We start from the raw sequence: 18,293 nt of genomic DNA, 5'->3' as shown, positions 1-18,293 counted from the left end.
AACCGGCTATCGATATTCGATGGCCGGTCCTTTTTTATAAGAATCTCTAGATTAGAATGGAGTGTAATTACGCCTGCAGTCACGTTCAATTTTATCCCCTGTTAGCAACTTCAATCATTTTTAATCTGCTTGAATCACTTCAGCTAGTCTTATGACTTGAAGCTCCGTTTTCACTTCATTGATGGATGAAATCGTTTCTTTTGATCGCTCGGCCATTTCCTCAGGCAGATCTTTCAGACGCTCCCTCGAATCCGCAAGTTCTTTTTCAATTCGATCAAATTCATCTTGATCAATTTTATTTTCGTTTTTTTCTTCTTTCCAGAATTGAAGTGTCTCGAAGGCTTTCCCGCTCGCATTTTTGACCTTTTGGTAAATAGAGATGGTATTGTTCGTCGCCATTACTACACCAGCAGATGATTCTAGTACTTCCCTCGCTTCAATCGTTGCCGTTCGAACATCCTCAATTTGATATACAAGTTCCGTATCCAATTCGTGCTCCATTTCTAATAGTAATGCCGGATCATTCTTAGTTTGATATTTCTCATACAATTCACTGATCTGTTTGCGCGTCTCACCCATCTCTTGTTTGACACTCGACAAGTGCTCTAACCGGAATAGAAAGGCGTCTACTTCATTCAACGTGCTGTTGGCAGAACTTAAAGAGGAACTCATTTTACCTAACATCGGGTTACTGACTACACTGTTGACTCCCGAAATAACAAGTGTCGCCCCATTGATATAGTCCAATCCTTTACGAACAGGGACCATATTTTGATTTAATAAATCGACTTGTTGAACGAGCTGGGCTAAATCCTGATCGTATTCATCTAAATCTTCGATAATTTGTGATATCTCTTTTTCAATGATAGTGACAGACTCTTCTTGCATATCGTCGACACGAGATTGCATCTCCGCTTGAGCAAACGATTCTTTCGTGTTGAAGTGGCTGACAAAGTACCCGACTGTACCAGATACAACTACAGACGAAACGATTGTGATTGGGATTAAATATCTTTGAAAAAATGATGTTCGTCGTGTCGTTCGCTCTCGTTTTGATTCCATTATGGAAGGCTCCTCTGCGTTTAAAGATGATTTTTTATAAAAAATACCATTTATTGATGATTTTTATCTATATTGTAAATTCGAAACTAATTATCTACAATCCTTTTTAAATTGTATACAAGAAATAAGACTGTATTAGGATCTTAATCTCTATTTGAAAGTGTCTTAAGAACAAAATAAAAGGTTGATAAGCATTAGCTCATCAACCTTTTATTAGACTTCATTTATTTATGGTAAGGCTCATTCCGGTTGATCCGATACGCCCGATAAATCTGTTCGCACAAGACGAGCTTCATCAATTGATGCGGGAACGTCATCTTCGAGAATGAGATCGTATCATCCGAGCGTTTCATGACATCGTCCGATAAGCCGAGCGAGCCGCCGATGACGAAAGCGATTTTGCTCTTGCCGTACGTTGCGAGTTGATCGAGCTCACGGGCGAACTCTTCGCTCGTTCGTTGTTTGGCGTCAATGGCCAAGGCGATCACATGCGTGTCCGGACTGATTTTCGCCAAAATTCGCTCGCCTTCTTTTTGTTTTACTAGAATCATGTCGGCTTCACTCAAATGCTCGGGCGCTTTCTCGTCTGCGACCTCGATTTCCTGCACTTTCGCATAGGATGACAAGCGTTTCGTGTACTCGGCAATCCCTAGTTTCAAATACTTCTCTTTTAGTTTGCCGACCGTGATAATTGAAATATTCATCCAATTCTTCCTTTTTCCACAGTTTTTTTGGAGTTATCCATAGGGTTATCCACAGAGTTATCCACAAATCCACATGTTGATAATCATTTTTTGCTTGACACAACATATGTTGCGTCGGCATCGCAGAACTCACATGTCACTTGTCCACTTGTGGATAGTTCTTCGAGCAACGGGTATTCCCCCGTCTCATCCACAATGATATCTAAAGCGATTTCAACATGTTCCTTGCATACTTTTTTTTCCACAATGTTTCCTCCTTAAAAAAGAAGCGTCGCCGCTCCTTTAGGTTGCTTCAGTTAATGTGGCCTCGGTTTTGCCTGCCTTGCCGCGTCGTGTATATTCAATCGTGACCTTATCCCCAACCGTGGCGTCTCGGTACAGGGCGTCTCGCAAATCGACGTAACGTTTGATGTCACGGTCGCCGATTTTGACGATGACGTCACCGACGCGGAGGCCCGCCTCTTCGGCTGGACTGCCGGGCGTGATTGCCTCGACGAACACCCCGTCTTCGTTATCAAAACTAATCCCATACTCTTCCCTGACGTTACCCGGTACGGCGATGACTTCTTGAATCGTGACACCGAGCTGGGCCCGCGTCACTTCCCCATCACGCTCGAGCATATCGATGACCGGCAACGCGACGTTGACGGGAATCGAGAAGCCGACCCCTTCGACGCTCGCCTCGGCGATTTTCATCGAGTTGATGCCGACGAGCTCGCCGCGGATGTTGATGAGTGCCCCGCCGGAGTTACCCGGGTTGATGGCTGCATCGGTCTGGATGACCTCGGCGTTATAATCCATGAGGCCGTCACTGTTCGTATCGACCGGCACGGTGCGTTCGACACCACTGACGATACCACGGGTGACCGAGTTTGAAAAGACGCCGAGCGGATTCCCAATCGCCATGACCGTCTCGCCTGCCTGGAGCACGGTCGAGTCCCCGAGGGCAATCGGGGCGACGTCGATATTGGCCGGTAGTTTGACCGATGCGACAGCCAAATCATTGAGCGGGTCTTCTCCGAGAATCGTCGCCGAAGCGACTTGTCCATCAGAAAACGCGACGTTGATCTCATCCGCTTCTTCGATGACATGGAAGTTCGTGACGATATACGCCGTGTCGCCGTCGACCTTATAGATGACACCAGAGCCCGCTCCGGCCTCCCACTGCGAGTCCGAGGTGAACGCCCGCTGGATGTTCGTAATGCTGACGACGGACGTCTTAGCGCCCGTCACAGCGCTCGTGATGTCAGATTCCGTGACAGTGACGGCTTGTTCCGTCCGAATCAGTTCATTCGTCACAAAACGAGAGGTTGGGGAATCCCAGAGCATCATCGCCAAAAAGAACAAAGCCGCTCCTAAGAATCCGCCAACCCCTCCGAGTAACAACGGTTTTAAGTTCACTCGCGGCTTATGGCGCACATGTTCTTCTTGCTTCGGGCGCCACTCGCTACGAGATGGGTACGTCGGTTTTACATCGTTCATTGTATCTGCTTCGTGCTCTAAAGGTTCGACGTCTTGAGGTTCATACTCATGGTGTCTCTCTTCATTCACGACGCGTCCCCCCTTCAAGACAGTGTGTTATCTGTCTTTTCCCAAGTTCGCTTATAAAGAAACGAGCGAAGTGGGGGTCGATGGGTCGGTATCGCACAATTTGATGCGACCGAGGTCGACATCACGCGTCCCAAGTGTTTGCGAGACGCTCATTTGAGCGAGCTCTTTCATGTTGTTATCTTTACTGAGGTGAGCCAAATAAATCCGTTTCGTCTGATCCCCGATGACCTCGCTCATCGCGATGGCCGCGTCTTCGTTCGAGACGTGACCGTAGTCCCCGAGTATCCGGCGCTTGACGCTCCACGGGTAACGTCCCATTTGGAGCATCGAGACGTCATGGTTCGATTCGAAAATAAAATCATCGGCCCCGCGGATGACGCCTTTCATCCGATCGGACACATAGCCCGTATCGGTGATATGGGCGAGGCGTCTGCCGTCATGCGCGAACTGGTAGAACATCGGGTCGGCTGCGTCATGGCTGACGTTGAACGACTCGATCTCGATATCCCCGAACTGTTTAATCTCCCCTACCTCGAAGTGAAACTTCAAGGCCGGGTCGACTTTTCCAATCAACGATTCCATCGCGTCCCACGTCTTCGCGTTCGCATAAATCGGTAAGTTATATTTTCGAGCGAGAATCCCGACACCTTTAATATGGTCGGAGTGCTCATGCGTGACGAGCAGTGCATCGATACCGTCAAACGATCGGCCGATTTCGGTGATGCGTTGTTGCATCGCCTTCCCGGTCAATCCGGCGTCGACGAGCAATTTCGCCCGTTCCGTCTCAATGTAGAGGGCGTTCCCGGTCGAACCGCTCGCAAGCACACTATAGCGTAAAGTCACTCGATCACTCCTTTCATTCTTCTGAATCAAATTCGACTCGTTCGACGGTCCCGTCGATCGCATTGACGAAGTAGGCGTCCTCGTCAATCGTGATTGCCCAGAGCGGCGGCATGATAATCAGGCTGCCGGAACTGTCGAGCGGCAGGCTATAGAAGCCTGTATTGATGGCTCGCATCTCTTGATTCGGCTGGAAGTATTTCCGGGCCGCGAGTTGCGAAATCGCCTCGCTCGCCGTCAAAACGAGATCGTCTTGCGACTTCGAGGACAAGTTCGTCAAATGACGTTGTTTATAGTCGGTCACTTCGAACGCTTCGTTCAGTTGAAGCAATAAAAGCGACGGACCGATGTACTGTTCCGTCTCCCCGTTGATTTCGGGGTTCGAGAAAATTTTATTATTTTCATACGTCTGTACGAAAGCGACTTGACGCGTCTCGGCGTCATATCGCCAGTACGCATATTCGGAACCGAACGGGACGTACTCTGAGACGAACGTCGCCGCGGTCGTCCGCAAATCGTTTTGATCGAGCGGGACGGGCTGTTTGAGCTCGACTTCGAGTTGCATGTTGTCGAGTGTCGTCGCCAGTTGTGCTTCCCGATTCTGCGTGATCATCGAGGCCGACATCTGTTCCGACGATCCCGTCAAATAGCCGATGTCCCGACCCATCCGTGGCAACTTCGACGCATCGACGTTGCGTTGGTCCAAGATTTGCGCGATTGACGTATTGTCGTTCGTCACGACCTCCGTCGCCCACGTTTCCGTCAAGAGCTGGAACAACAGGTAGATGTTCAGCGCGAGGAAGGCGAAGAGGAGAATCGTTTTCGCTTTACTCCAGTCCACGATACATCATCCTTTCTGTCCAGTCCTCCGGTTGATCGAATGGAATCCATCTTCCGGCTTCCCGAACGAACCAGTTCGGGGAGAACGTGACGTAACGGCTCGTGTCTTCATTGTATTCAATCTCATAGCCGAGACGAATCTCAGTCACGTTTTCAAATCGTCCTGCGTTGACGAGCGTATCGACCACATCTTGTCCATCCGCGAGCTGCGTCGTCCCGACCGAGATCAAACGATCGATTTCGAGATGGTGCCGGGTGATCGACCGGACTTGCGTCCCGTCGTTCTCGACACGCAGCGTCGACAAATCGACGGCGTCGTTGTTGATGAACGCCTCCCGTTGACTGAACACCGGGAAACCGTTCACGTGAAACCGGAACACGGTCGTCTCAAACCCTTGATTGGCCGGGGTAATCGCATCGAAGCGAAGCGACAACCCTTGGCTCTCCGACGTCTCATCGACCCAACCTCCGTGGAAGTTGACGAACTCGACGATCGTGTCGAGCCCGATGACCGACTCTTGTTCCGTGCTATTGCGCGACAAGTTACGGTAGCGGCTCGCGTTCAGGTTCGCATCGTATTCGGCGACGCTAATCCCGTTCGTGAGGGCGCCGACGGAGCTGGCCGGATCGACTTCCTGCACGTTCGGGTCACCCGGGAAGAACGTATCGCGCATCCAGTCGAGGCGCGCCGAGATTTGAATTTGAGACACGTCATAGGCGAACAGCTCATTCATCTCCGGTCCGACGACCGGGATATAGTTGACGCGTTCATCCGTGTACGTGACACGTCGCATCGACCGGTCCGAATCTTTCAAGAACAGGCTGTTGACGTCCCCTTGGCCGACTTTCGACAAGCGGCCTTCCCAGAGCGACTGGTCGCTCATGATGGTACGGATGCGCCACGTGTCGTCCTTCATGAAGATGAGGGCCCGTTGCGGCACTTTCCCGGATAGGCTGTACGAGCCCGGGAGCATGTAGCTGAGCGTGTCCGCATAATACGCTTCCGGTAAAATCAGTTCGACGGCCTCGTCGACGCCCGCATACAAACTCGGGACGTTCTTGACGGCGAGTGGTTTGAACTCGCTCGCTTCGAACGATTCCCGGATGACGCGCATGATTTGCTTCGGCGTGTTCTTCGTGGCAAAGACGGCGTTGTTCTCATGGACGACCGTTTGGGCCGGCACGATGACTTGACGCGCCTGGCGCTGCAACGACTCATCCACCGTCGCGACTTGCGTCTCCGATTGGACCGACTGATACTTCGGATGGTAATCCCAGAGGATGACCGTTTGGACGATGGACGTGACGATCAAGGTGAGCAAGACGAGCGATTTCACTAGTTCTGGCTTCGCCAAGAAGCGTGGTCGTTCCATCAGTCATTCACCTCCACGATCGTATCGAACGGGATGGTGAAGTAAATCGTCGTCCCACGCCCGAACTCACTCTCGGCCCAGATGTCGCCGCCATGGGCAGAAACGACTTCTTTGGCGATTGATAGACCGAGTCCGGTCCCGCCGATATTGCGGGCCCGGGCCTTGTCGACCCGATAGAACCGTTCAAAGATTTTTTTCAAGTTCGATTTCGGGATACCGACTCCTTCATCTTTAATGCCGATGACGAGCCGCTTGGCACGGAGCATCGTCCGGAACGTGATCGTCCCGCCTTCCGGCGAGAACTTGACGGCGTTCGTGATGATGTTATCGATGACCTGCGTCATCTTGTCTTGATCGGCATGGACGTACACGCGACGCTTCATGAGCTTACGGCGGAACTGAATCGTCTCGCCTTTCGTCATCTCATGTCGCTCGATGATATCGTTGAAGAACTGGATAAAATCGAACTTCACTTTTTGCATCGTATACTCTTTGCTGTCCATCTTCGACAGTTGCAACAAGTCGTTGACGAGGCGAATCATCCGCTCCGTCTCGTTTTGTGTCGTCTCGAGGAAGCGCGGGGCGAGCTCGTCGTCCTTATATGCGCCTTCCGCGAGCACTTCGAGGTAACTCCGCATCGTCGTGAGCGGCGTCCGCAGCTCGTGGCTGACGTTCGCGACGAACTCACGGCGGTCTTGCTCGACTTGTTCTTGCTCGGTCACGTCGTGCAAGACGACGATCAGACCGGTGATCGGTCCGCTATGCTTTTGAATCGGCGAGAAGTAGGCGCGGACGAGGAACAGCTCTTCGTCCGTACTGAGGTCGATTAGTTTCGGCGGCATCGTCCCGTCTTCCGGGATGACGATCTCGTCGTCAAACTCGAGCAGGTTCTGTAGGTTCGCACCCATCGCCTCTTCTTCGGCGAGCCCAATCATGTCACGGGCTTGGTCGTTCATCAAGATGACCCGAAGCGAGCGGTCCGTCGCGACGACACCGTCCGACATATTCTCGAGGACGCTCGTCAAGCGGCGTCGCTCAGCCTCGGTCGTGGCATTCGCCTCCATCAGCTCATCGGTCAATTCGTTGAACGAATAGGCGAGTTGGCCGACCTCGTCGTCGGAATAGACTTTAACTTTTCGCGAGAAGTTCCCTTTTCGCATCTCGACGGCTTGACGACGCATATCCGCAATCGGTCGCGTAATCGTCCGTGACAGCAAAATCCCAAGAATCGACGTGATGATGAGGGCGATGAGCGTCCCGGTCGCGAGGATCCGGGTCACTTGTTCCATCTGATTGTAGATGGACTGCATCGACGCCTCGATATAAATCATACCGGTCGTCGTCCCATCGACTTCTGATTTGACCGGAACGGCAACGACGCGCATGCGTTCGTTCGAGTCTTCATAGACGAGCGTCTCTTGCGCCCCGCTCGTCGCGAATGATTTTTGAATGAACGAGTTCGCCGTCCGTTGTCCGACGAGACTCTGGTTGTTCGGGTTCGACGTCGCCCGGACGACACTGTTCGTGTCGATAATCTGGACTTCGCGAATGTCGTCAGCTAGCGTCGTGCTCTCCGTAAACTCAGACAGCAGTTGATCCAGTACCTGGTTCAACTGCTGGTCCGAGGTCGAGTCACCACCGTTCGATGCGATCCCTTCACTGACGTTATAGCTCAGAAGGTTGGCCCGATCGACGAGCGACTGCGAGAAGTTGTTGATGTATTGTCGTTCGAGGGAGCGTACGAAGTACACTCCGATGACTTGCATCGCAACAAGAATGAGCAGCGCATAGATGACGACGAGCTTCCACTGGATAGATTTAAAGAAGTTCGTCCGTTTCATCGTTCAGTCTTCTTCTCCTGCTTTTAAATAGTACCCGACACCACGGCGCGTGATGATATACGTCGGCGTCGATGGATTGTCTTCGACTTTCTCACGCAACCGGCGGACTGTCACGTCGACCGTACGGACATCGCCAAAGTAGTCATAGCCCCATACCGTCTGGAGCAAATGCTCCCGCGTCATGACTTGCCCGATGTTTTGGGCGAGGTAATGGATGAGCTCGAACTCACGGTGTGTCAATTCGATTTTCTCTTCCCGTTTCGTGACCATGTACGAATCCGGATGAATCGTCAAATCACCGATCACGATATCGTTGTCATTGGCACCTTTCGTCTCTGGGGCCGGAGCCGTTGCGTGACGGCGCATGTTCGCCTTGACGCGGGCCAAAAGCTCGCGTGAGCTGAACGGCTTCGTGACGTAATCGTCGGCACCGAGCTCAAGTCCGAGCACTTTATCGATTTCAGAGTCTTTCGCCGTCAACATGATGATCGGCATGTCGTACTTCTTACGGACTTCCCGGCACACTTCCATGCCGTCTTTGAGCGGCAACATGATGTCGAGCAAAATCAAATCCGGTTTGACTTCTTCGACTTTCACGAGCGCCTCTTCCCCGTCATACGCGACGTGGACTTGGTATCCCTCTTTTTCAAGCTTAAACTTCAATATATCTGCGATTGGTTGTTCGTCATCTACCACTAAAATCGTACGATCCATTCAGTGAGTCCTCCTCTTATCGTTAAACGTACATGTCTACATTGTAACTCTTTTTCTATAGGTTAGAAAGCGTGGTCCATTTCCGTGGAAATGAAAAGAGAGCCACGAGGGCTCTCTATCTTATGCTTCGTAAATATCACGCAAGATGACCGTCTGCTCACGTGCCGGTCCGACCGAGAACGTCAACAATTCGATACCTGTCAACGCTTCGATGCGCTTGACGTAGTTCTGCGCGTTCACCGGCAAGTCTTCGAACTTGCGGATGCCTGTGATGTCTTCTGTCCAGCCTGGGAGCTCTTCGAACACCGGCTTGCACTGTTCGAGCACGCGGAAGTTCGGTGGGTACTCGTCGAGGAGCTTGCCTTCGAACTCATATGCCGTACAAATCTTGAGCGTCTCAAGACCTGTCAACACGTCAATCGAGTTGAGGCAAAGGTCTGTGATGCCGCTGACGCGGCGCGAGTGGCGGACGACAACCGAGTCGAACCAACCGACGCGACGCGGACGTCCTGTCGTCGTACCGTACTCTTTTCCGACTTCACGGATCGTGTGACCGATCTCATCGTCAAGTTGGGTCGGGAACGGGCCGTCTCCGACACGTGACGTGTACGCTTTACAGACGCCGACGACGTGATGGATCTTCGATGGACCGATACCGGCACCGCTCGATACGCCGCCTGAAGCCGCGTTCGATGATGTGACGAACGGGTACGTTCCGTGGTCGATGTCTAGCAACACACCTTGCGCGCCTTCGAAGAGCACTTTCTGTTCTTCGTCGAGCGCGTTGTTCAACACGACCGATGTATCACATACGTACTTGGCGAACTGTTGGCCGTACGCGTAGTATTCTTCGAAGATGTCATCGAATTCAATCGCATCGACTTCGTACATCTTCACGAACATGCGGTTTTTAATCGCGAGGACGGTCTTGAGCTTCTCGGCGAACACTTCTTTGTCGAGCAGGTCAGCGATGCGAATCCCGATACGCGCCGCTTTGTCCATGTAGCAAGGACCGATCCCTTTGAGCGTCGTCCCAACTTTGGCGTCGCCTTTCGCGTCCTCTTCGAGCTTGTCTTGCAACTGATGATACGGCAAAATGACGTGGGCCCGGTTCGAGATGCGGAGGTTATCCGTGCTCACACCGCGCTCGTGCAAATACGCGAGCTCCGTGACGAGTGATTTCGGATTGACGACCATCCCGTTCCCGATGACACATGTTTTGTCCGAGTAGAAGATCCCCGATGGAATCAAGTGAAGTTTATACTTCGTATCGTTGAAGACGATTGTATGACCAGCGTTGTCTCCCCCTTGATAACGCGCGACGACCTCGGCCTGCTTCGATAAGAAGTCCGTGATTTTCCCTTTACCTTCATCGCCCCACTGCGTTCCCACTACGACTACTGATGACATAATGAATCCTCCTTGTAGATAAACGTTCTATTCAAACCATCCGTAAGTGTACACTTGCTCTTGTTGAAAGTCAACCTAATACCGAACGATATTTTTAAGTTGTAACCTTTCGTTCGTTATTGACGTGTCATTTCTCGTTCAATGATGAAATTCTTCAAAATCAAGATACGTTTAGGTCTAAAGACCGACCAAAAAGGCGACGTCATGAGACGTCGCCTTTGGCAGAATCATTCGTCCTACATCGGTGGCGCAAAGGCTTGCGTCTCCATGTTGACGAACTTGTTATATTCTTTTCGGAACGAGAGTTTGACCGTCCCCGTCGGACCGTTACGCTGCTTGGCGATGATGATCTCGATCGTGTTGGCGTCTTCACTCTCTTTGTCGTAATAGTCATCCCGGTACAAGAACGCGACGATATCGGCATCTTGCTCAATCGCCCCGGATTCCCGGATATCCGACATCATCGGCCGCTTGTCTTGACGGCTCTCAACACCACGTGAGAGCTGTGACAAGGCGATGACCGGCACTTGAAGCTCACGTGCGATCGCTTTGAGCGTACGCGAGATTTCCGAGACTTCTTGTTGTCGGTTCTCGCCCGGCTTGCCGTTCCCGACGATGAGCTGCAAGTAGTCAATCATGATCATGCCGAGGCCGTGCTCTTGTTTCAAGCGGCGGCACTTGGCCCGAATCTCGTTGACGCGAAGACCCGGCGTATCATCGATATAGATACCGGCTTGTGACAGCGACGACATGGCGAGCGAGAGTCGCCCCCAGTCCTCGGCCTCGAGCCGTCCCGTCCGTAGACGCTGGGCATCGATATTGCCTTCCGCACAGAGCATCCGCATGACGAGCTGCTCGGCACCCATCTCCAAACTGAAGATGGCGACGTTCTCGCCGGTACGGACGGCCACGTTTTGCGAGATGTTCAAGGCGAAGGCCGTCTTCCCGACGGAAGGACGGGCTGCGACGATGATGAGGTCGTTGCGTTGGAAACCGGCCGTCATCTTGTCGAGATCGCTGAATCCGGTCGCGATACCGGTGATTTCGCCGCTCGATTGGTGCAGTTTTTCAATCGTCGAGTAGGCGTCCGATAAGACCGAGCCGATCGGATGGAAGCTTGACTGCCCTTTACGTTGCGAGACTTTTAGAATGTTCCGCTCGGCGTCTGACAGGACGGCATCGACCTCGTCTTGGCGTTCATACCCGTCCGAGACGATATTCGTCGCAGTCCGAATCAAGCGGCGAAGCGCCGCCTTTTGGTCGACGACGTTCAAATAATAACCGATGTTGCCGATGGCCGGAACTGCTTCGGCGATTTCCGCCAAATAGTTCAACCCACCGATTTCATCGAGAATGCCTTGGGCTTGAAGCTCCGAACTGAGCGTGACCAAATCGACGAGTTCGCCGCGGTCGTTAATCTTCAGCATCGCCTCAAAAATCCGTTGATGGCTGACACGATAAAAGTCGTCCGGGTCGACCCGTTCCGAGGCCGTAATCAGCCGGTCAGAATCGAGGATGACGGCCCCAAGGACAGCTTGTTCCGCTTCGACGCTATGTGGCGGGGTGTTGACTTGAATCGCATCACTCATACGTTGTCTACCTCACCTTCACGCTTCTTGAACATGAACGTTTAACGAAGCCGTGACGTCATGATGCAACTTCACCGGCACTTTCGTGAACCCGAGCGCTTTGATTGGGTGTTCAAGCTCGATTTTACGCTTGTCGATCTTGTAGCCCATTCCTTTCAACGCCTCACCGATTTGTTTGCTCGTGACCGATCCGAAGACGCGACCGCCTTCACCTGACTTCGTCTTGACGACGATCGTCTCTTTTTCAAGCTTGTCCTTCAACTGTTGGGCTTGCTTCAATTCTTCTTCGGCCGCTTCTTCAGCGCGTCGCTCTTTCGCGGCGAACGCCTTCAAGTTACCCGGTGTCGCTTCGACCGCCAAGTTCTTTTTAAAGAGTACGTTCTTTGCGTAAGCGTCCGCGACGTCTTTGACGTCACCAGCTTTACCTTGACCTTTAACATCTACTTTTAAAATGACTTTCATTCAGAATCCTCTCCCTCTGTTTCGTCTGTCATGTAATGATCAATCGCTTCTTGCAATAATGTCTTCGCCTGTTCCCGGCTCACGTTCAATTGCGTCGCCGCATTCGTCAAATGGCCGCCTCCGTCCAGCATCTCCATGATGACTTGGACGTTGACGTCGCCGAGCGAACGAGCACTGATGCCGGTCCGGCCGTCTGGCAAGATGGCGATGACGAACGACGCTTTAACACCCTCCATATTGAGGAGTTGATCAGCGGATTGGGCAATCAACACTTGATGATGCACTTCATCATCCGAAGCGACGGCGATCGCCATACCATCGGAATAAATATCCGTGTTTTCGAGTATATGGGACTGCTCGATATACGATTCAAGGTCTTGACGCATGAAGTGTTGGACAAGCACGGTGTCTGCCCCTTGAATCCGAAGGAAGGAAGCGGCGTCGAACGTCCGCGATCCCGTCCGCAGAGTAAATCCTTTCGTGTCGACCACCATACCTGCGAGGAGCGACGTCGCCTCTAAAATCGATAGCTTGCGCGTCCCGGCCTGATACTCGATCAACTCCGTCACGAGTTCGCACGTCGATGACGCGTACGGCTCCATATAGACGAGGACCGGATCCTCGATGAACTCTTCGCCGCGGCGATGGTGATCGATAACGACGACCCGTTCCGCCCGGTCCAAAATGTCCCGTGAGATGACGAGCGACGGTCGGTGCGTATCGACGACGACGAGGAGCGTCTGTTCGTCGATGAGCGGTTGAGCCTCGAACTCTGTCAAAAAACGGCTATATAGGTCTTCGTCGTTTTCGACTTCATTGACGAGACGTTGGATGCCGACACTCGTCTCGCCGGCCGGGATGACGACGTACGCCTCGCGACCGACAAATTCAGCCAGTTTCATGATGCCAATCGAAGCCCCAAGTGAATCCATATCGGGGTTTTTATGCCCCATAATCAGGACACGGCTCGACTCGCGAATCAAATCGCGCATCGAGTTCGAGATGACGCGGGCTCGAACCCGGGTCCGTTTCTCGGTCGGGTTCGTCTTGCCGCCGAAAAAGCGGACTTTCCCGTTATGACGCTTGACGACGACCTGGTCACCGCCGCGTCCGAGCCCTAAATCGAGACTCGATTGCGACAAGTTGCCGAGTTCCGTCAACGTCGTCTCTCCGCAACCAATCCCGATGGAGAGTGTGAGCGGAATCTTATGCTCTTTCGTCGCCTCACGGACCTCATCGAGAATCGAGAAGCGGTTGTTCTCGAGTTCAGAGAGCGTCCGTTCGTTCATGACGAGAAAGAAGCGGTCGGCTGCCGTCCGGCGCATATAGATGTGGTATTTTTGAGCCCATTGGTTCAAGAGGACAGTCACACGTCGATTGATTTCACTCCGGACCTGTTCATCCACAGCGGTCGACATCTCGTCATAGTTGTCTAAGTATAAGACGCCGATTACCGTCTGTGTTTCCGAGTATTTTTGTTCAATCTCTGCCTCATCCGTCATATCGAACAAGTAAAGTGTCTGATACTCCCTATTGTAGAGGACCCGATAAACGCGGTCTCCGACTTCGATGGTCGCCTCGTCCTCTTCTTCCTCAATCAATTCGGTGAACGCCGAGTGAATCGAGTCAATCGAGATTCCGAGTTCCATCTCGAGCTCAAAGATGAGTCGAGACTGTTCATTGAACCAGCTGATGCGACGAGCTTCGTCAAAGACGAGAATCCCGATCGGCATGCCGGTGAGCGCTTCTTTCCCAACATCTTCAATCCGATGCGACAAGGAATGAACGTATTGTTCCCATGCCTTGCGCTCTCGTCGAATCGTCACTTGCTGATAGATGAAAAAAATCAGCGTGCCCACGAACAGGGTGATTGCCGCCACAATGCTGTAGAACGCCAATCCTAACGCGACCAACATTCCAATCACATATGGAACGGCGTGACGCGCGTACTGGTTCTTCACTGATGTTATTGCTTCACCACTGTGCATGTGTGCCTCCTAAAATGAGTGGTGTTCCACCCATGATGTCTAAATGGTTTCTGCTCTATCATACCATATCCGCCCGTTTCACTTACACTCCTACATCGGCTCAGAAAACAAAAAACGACCTATCCCGAGGGATAAGCCGTGTGTCAAAAATTACTCTGCAACGTATGGAAGCAAAGCCATTTGACGTGAGCGCTTGATAGCGACAGTAAGTGGACGTTGGTATTTCGCTGAAGTACCAGTCACACGACGTGGAAGAATTTTACCACGCTCCGAAACGAAGCGTTTGAGCAATTCTACGTCTTTATAATCGATATGGGTGATGTTGTTCGACGTAAAGAAACATACTTTACGACGACGACGACCTCCTGGACGACGTGCCATGTGAAGACCTCCTTTTTAGTTTAGTTTTCGAATCGACGCGATCAAAATGGCAGATCGTCATCCGATAAGTCGATTTTTCCGCCACCCGAGAACGGGTCAGCTTCAAAACCTTTGTTTGAGTTCGAGGACTGAGATGAAGTCGAAGAAGCGGCTGCGCCCCATCCTGACCCACTTGACTCACCACCACCGAAGACATCTCCAGCCGGTGCTGTATCACGTTGCCCTGAGGCACCGCGTGGTTCAAGGAAGCGTACGCTATCGGCTACGACTTCTGCCCGGTAACGACGTTGGCCATCTTGACCTTCGTAACTACTGATTTGAAGGCGACCGTCTACGCCGGCCATGCTGCCTTTTTTCAAATATTGTGCCACGTTCTCTGCTTGTTTGCGCCAAACGACACAATCAATAAAGTCCGCCTCGCGCTTCCCATCTTGTCCAGTGAATGGACGATCGCAAGCGAGAGTAAAGCGAGTTACGGCAATCCCGCTCTGCGTGTAACGCATTTCTGGATCGCGTGTCAATCGACCAACTAACACAACTCGGTTAATCATCTCAAAGCTCCCCTTTCGCAATATGAAGCGTTAAGAATTAACGCTCGTCTTTAGTTGTCATTTGACGGACAACGTCATCAGAGATCTTCATGAGACGCTCTGTTTCTTGAATCGCTTTAGGCTCAGCAGTGATGTTGAGAAGAACGTAGTGTCCTTCGCGCATCTTGTTGATTTCGTAAGCGAGACGACGTTTACCCATGTCTGTTGTTTTATCAACAGTACCACCGTTTTCAGTGATGACGTTGTTGAAGCGTTCGATTAAAGCTTTCTTAGCTTCCTCATCAACTGATGGACGGATAATGTAAAGAAGTTCGTATTTACGCATTATCTTTCACCTCCTCTTGGACTAACGGCTCCTACCGGTTGTAGGAGCAAGGAGCAAACAAATGTTTTACTCACGTCATAATATACTATCAAACTTCTGTTCGTTTTACAATACGTTTCCGTAAAATGGCTTAAACGTTGAAACGGAACGTGACGACGTCGCCATCTTGGAAGACATATTCTTTTCCTTCTGAGCGAAGTTTCCCTTGTTCTTTGACCGTCGTCATATTGCCGGCAGCTGACAAGTCTTCATACGAGACGACTTCTGCCCGGATGAATCCACGCTCGAAGTCCGAGTGGATGGCGCCCGCACATTGTGGGGCTTTCATGCCTTGCTTGAACGTCCAGGCGCGTACTTCTTTCTCACCGGCCGTGAAGTAAGTCGCGAGACCGAGCGTCGAGTAAGCGGCACGAATCAATTGATCGAGACCTGATTCTTCGATGCCGAGGTCTTGCAAGAACTCAAGGCGCTCTTCTGGTTCGAGCTCTGAGATTTCTTCTTCGATGCGGGCACAGATGACGATTACTTTCGCCTCTTCTGTCGCCGCGTGTTCACGAACTGCTTGGACGTATGGGTTTTGATCGGCATCCGCCACTTCGTCTTCACTGACGTTCGCGACGTAAAGCATCGGCTTCATCGTGAGCAATTGGAAGTGTTTGACGATCGCAAGCTGGTCTTCTGTCAACTCGGCAACGCGAGCCGGGCGCTCCGATTCGAGGACGGCTTGAACGATTTTAAGTGCCTCGAGTTCTTGAGGTGCACCCTTATCTTTCGACTTGACCATTTTTTGAACGCGCGTGATGCGTTTCTCGACCAACTCAAGGTCGGCCAAAATCAATTCGAGGTTGATGGTCGTGATGTCATCAATCGGTGAGACTTTTCCTGCTACGTGCGTGATGTTGTCGTCTTCAAAGCAACGGACGACTTGGCAAATCGCGTCGACTTCACGGATGTTGGCGAGGAATTTGTTTCCAAGACCTTCTCCTTTTGACGCACCTTTCACGATTCCGGCGATATCTGTAAACTCAAATGCGGTCGGTACGGTCTTCTTCGGTTTGACGAGTTCTGTCAACCGATCGAGACGTGCGTCCGGCACTTCGACGACCCCAACGTTCGGGTCGATTGTCGCGAACGGATAGTTGGCTGCTTCTACACCGGCTTGCGTGATGGCGTTAAATAATGTCGATTTCCCGACGTTCGGTAATCCGACGATTCCTGCTGTTAATCCCACTTGTATGTCCTCCTCATCCGGCTTTCCCGGGAAATGTTGATCCGTCTGTGGAGTGGGTACGTTCAGTACACCACACCGTCACATCCTTCACAATTATAGTTAGTCCTCGATTAAACCGCAACTCACGGTTGCAACATAGAGAAGAACGCCACTTATTCAGCGGCGTTCTCTTGTTTAAGCACTTTTTTCAATCGCTTATCAAAGTCGCGACGCGGCATGAGCACGCTCGCCCCGCATCCTTGACACTTGATGCGAATATCCATTCCGACCCGAGTCACCTGCCAGCGGTTCGTCTGACACGCATGCGGTTTCTTCATTTCTACAAAATCGTTCAACTCATACGATTTAGCCTGCATTTTCCGGCGCTCCTTTAGTCGTTGTGGTTGGCGGCATCATGACGGTACGCGGATACGGGATTTCGATTCCGCGCTCATCTAGCCCGGCCTTCAACTCTTTATGCAAAATCCGACCGGCCGCGAAGTGTTGTGTCGGTGGAACTTCGGCCATGAGACGATAGACGACTTCCGATGGTCCGAGCGACTGCACACCAGCGAGCGTAATTGGTTCGATGAACAAGTCGTGATACTTCTCCTCGACCGTATGGGCGATTTCTTTCAACGCCTTCTCAACTTTAGCCATGTCTTCTTCATACGCGACACCGATATCGACGACTGCGACACTGTTTTCGAGTGAATAGTTCGTCACTTGCATGATTTGTCCGTTCGGGATGATCGTCACTTGTCCGTTCAACCCTTTCAACTTCGTCGTTCGAATCCCGACTTCGATGACGGTGCCGTCGACTTGTTGGTTTAAATTGACGTAATCCCCGTTCTTATACTGGTTCTCGAAGATGATGAACGCACCTGTGATGACGTCCTTCACCAAGTTTTGCGCACCGAACGAGATGGCCAGACCGGCAACCCCGGCCGATGCGATTAAACCGGCGATATTGACGCCAAACTGCCCGAGCACCGTCAAAATCATGATCAGGCCGAGCACATAGCGAATCGTGTTTTGGGCCAATTTCGATAGCGTCTCATTTTGCCGTTGCGTCACAATATCGTGCTCTTTAATTTTACGCAGTGCGAACACGCGTTGGACCATCGACGTCAAAATACGTGACGCCACATAAAGTGCCAAGATGATGAGTGCGACACCGGTCAATTTGATACCGAGACCGATCCACATCTCCGTGTCTTGGAAATAGGCGACGAACCGATTGACACTATCCATCGTTTCGTCGGCTACCGTGCTTAAGTTTGTATCTGTATTTTGTGAAGCCATGTTGTCACCTCTAGCGTTATAGATTCTAACCCATCAAACCATAATTAACGACTTTTCTCAAACCCTACATCCGGACGTTATAAGTTTTGGTGTTCCGGGAATGGGATAATACGGTTTCATTCCGCAATTGCAACTAGACGCAGGCAG

The 18,293-nt window shown here is 51.6% G+C and carries 19 protein-coding genes; all 19 read right to left on the bottom strand.

Annotated features, from left to right (window positions below):
• Window positions 1-120 precede the first annotated feature (120 nt).
• Window positions 121-1,062, bottom strand: coding sequence for a hypothetical protein (locus M467_RS29760; protein ID WP_021067875.1), 942 nt, complete (start codon window positions 1,060-1,062; stop codon window positions 121-123).
• Between the two features lie 224 nt (window positions 1,063-1,286).
• The gene (gene rlmH / locus M467_RS29755; protein WP_021067874.1) at window positions 1,287-1,766 is read right to left on the bottom strand and encodes a 23S rRNA (pseudouridine(1915)-N(3))-methyltransferase RlmH; all 480 of its coding nucleotides are present in this window, start codon (window positions 1,764-1,766) and stop codon (window positions 1,287-1,289) included.
• 83 nt (window positions 1,767-1,849) lie between these two features.
• Window positions 1,850-2,011, bottom strand: coding sequence for a CxxH/CxxC protein (locus tag M467_RS31650; protein WP_021067873.1), 162 nt, complete (start codon window positions 2,009-2,011; stop codon window positions 1,850-1,852).
• A 37-nt stretch (window positions 2,012-2,048) separates the two neighbouring features.
• Window positions 2,049-3,317 (bottom strand): S1C family serine protease, encoded by a 1,269-nt coding sequence (locus tag M467_RS29750; RefSeq protein ID WP_021067872.1) that lies wholly within the window; start codon window positions 3,315-3,317, stop codon window positions 2,049-2,051.
• Between the two features lie 51 nt (window positions 3,318-3,368).
• Window positions 3,369-4,160, bottom strand: a complete 792-nt coding sequence (locus tag M467_RS29745) for an MBL fold metallo-hydrolase (protein WP_021067871.1) — start codon at window positions 4,158-4,160, stop codon at window positions 3,369-3,371.
• A gap of 13 nt (window positions 4,161-4,173) precedes the next feature.
• Window positions 4,174-4,998 (bottom strand): two-component system regulatory protein YycI, encoded by an 825-nt coding sequence (locus tag M467_RS29740; RefSeq protein WP_021067870.1) that lies wholly within the window; start codon window positions 4,996-4,998, stop codon window positions 4,174-4,176.
• A complete protein-coding gene (yycH, locus tag M467_RS29735; RefSeq protein WP_021067869.1) occupies window positions 4,985-6,370 on the bottom strand; it encodes a two-component system activity regulator YycH in 1,386 nt (461 codons plus the stop codon). The genes M467_RS29740 and yycH overlap by 14 nt, the downstream gene beginning before the upstream one ends.
• Window positions 6,370-8,211, bottom strand: a complete 1,842-nt coding sequence (gene walK / locus M467_RS29730) for a cell wall metabolism sensor histidine kinase WalK (protein WP_021067868.1) — start codon at window positions 8,209-8,211, stop codon at window positions 6,370-6,372. The genes yycH and walK overlap by 1 nt, the downstream gene beginning before the upstream one ends.
• Before the next feature lie 3 nt (window positions 8,212-8,214).
• A complete protein-coding gene (gene yycF, locus M467_RS29725; RefSeq protein ID WP_021067867.1) occupies window positions 8,215-8,925 on the bottom strand; it encodes a response regulator YycF in 711 nt (236 codons plus the stop codon).
• A 120-nt stretch (window positions 8,926-9,045) separates the two neighbouring features.
• Window positions 9,046-10,335 (bottom strand): adenylosuccinate synthase, encoded by a 1,290-nt coding sequence (locus M467_RS29720; RefSeq protein ID WP_021067866.1) that lies wholly within the window; start codon window positions 10,333-10,335, stop codon window positions 9,046-9,048.
• A 236-nt stretch (window positions 10,336-10,571) separates the two neighbouring features.
• Window positions 10,572-11,924, bottom strand: a complete 1,353-nt coding sequence (dnaB, locus tag M467_RS29715; RefSeq protein ID WP_021067865.1) for a replicative DNA helicase — start codon at window positions 11,922-11,924, stop codon at window positions 10,572-10,574.
• 18 nt (window positions 11,925-11,942) lie between these two features.
• Complete coding sequence (gene rplI / locus M467_RS29710) at window positions 11,943-12,386, bottom strand: 50S ribosomal protein L9 (protein ID WP_021067864.1); 444 nt, start codon at window positions 12,384-12,386, stop codon at window positions 11,943-11,945.
• On the bottom strand, window positions 12,383-14,374 hold the full coding sequence (locus M467_RS29705; RefSeq protein WP_021067863.1) for a DHH family phosphoesterase: 1,992 nt from the start codon (window positions 14,372-14,374) through the stop codon (window positions 12,383-12,385). The genes rplI and M467_RS29705 overlap by 4 nt, the downstream gene beginning before the upstream one ends.
• A 150-nt stretch (window positions 14,375-14,524) precedes the next feature.
• Entirely contained in the window at window positions 14,525-14,755 is a 231-nt protein-coding gene (gene rpsR, locus M467_RS29700; protein ID WP_015880232.1) for a 30S ribosomal protein S18, read from the bottom strand.
• A 41-nt stretch (window positions 14,756-14,796) separates the two neighbouring features.
• Complete coding sequence (gene ssb / locus M467_RS29695; RefSeq protein ID WP_021067862.1) at window positions 14,797-15,306, bottom strand: single-stranded DNA-binding protein; 510 nt, start codon at window positions 15,304-15,306, stop codon at window positions 14,797-14,799.
• A gap of 37 nt (window positions 15,307-15,343) precedes the next feature.
• Window positions 15,344-15,631 (bottom strand): 30S ribosomal protein S6, encoded by a 288-nt coding sequence (gene rpsF / locus M467_RS29690; protein WP_021067861.1) that lies wholly within the window; start codon window positions 15,629-15,631, stop codon window positions 15,344-15,346.
• 130 nt (window positions 15,632-15,761) lie between these two features.
• Window positions 15,762-16,862, bottom strand: coding sequence for a redox-regulated ATPase YchF (gene ychF, locus M467_RS29685; RefSeq protein WP_021067860.1), 1,101 nt, complete (start codon window positions 16,860-16,862; stop codon window positions 15,762-15,764).
• Window positions 16,863-17,014: 152 nt separating this feature from the next.
• Complete coding sequence (locus M467_RS29680) at window positions 17,015-17,218, bottom strand: DUF951 domain-containing protein (RefSeq protein WP_016509068.1); 204 nt, start codon at window positions 17,216-17,218, stop codon at window positions 17,015-17,017.
• On the bottom strand, window positions 17,208-18,146 hold the full coding sequence (locus M467_RS29675; protein ID WP_021067859.1) for a mechanosensitive ion channel family protein: 939 nt from the start codon (window positions 18,144-18,146) through the stop codon (window positions 17,208-17,210). Before M467_RS29675 ends, M467_RS29680 begins: the two co-directional genes overlap by 11 nt.
• Window positions 18,147-18,293 lie beyond the last annotated feature (147 nt).

The sequence above is a fragment of the Exiguobacterium chiriqhucha RW-2 genome (genome assembly GCF_000416965.1).
Classification (GTDB): domain Bacteria; phylum Bacillota; class Bacilli; order Exiguobacteriales; family Exiguobacteriaceae; genus Exiguobacterium; species Exiguobacterium chiriqhucha.
Note: the sequence above shows the minus strand (reverse complement) of the source record. Positions and strands in the feature narration are given on the sequence as shown.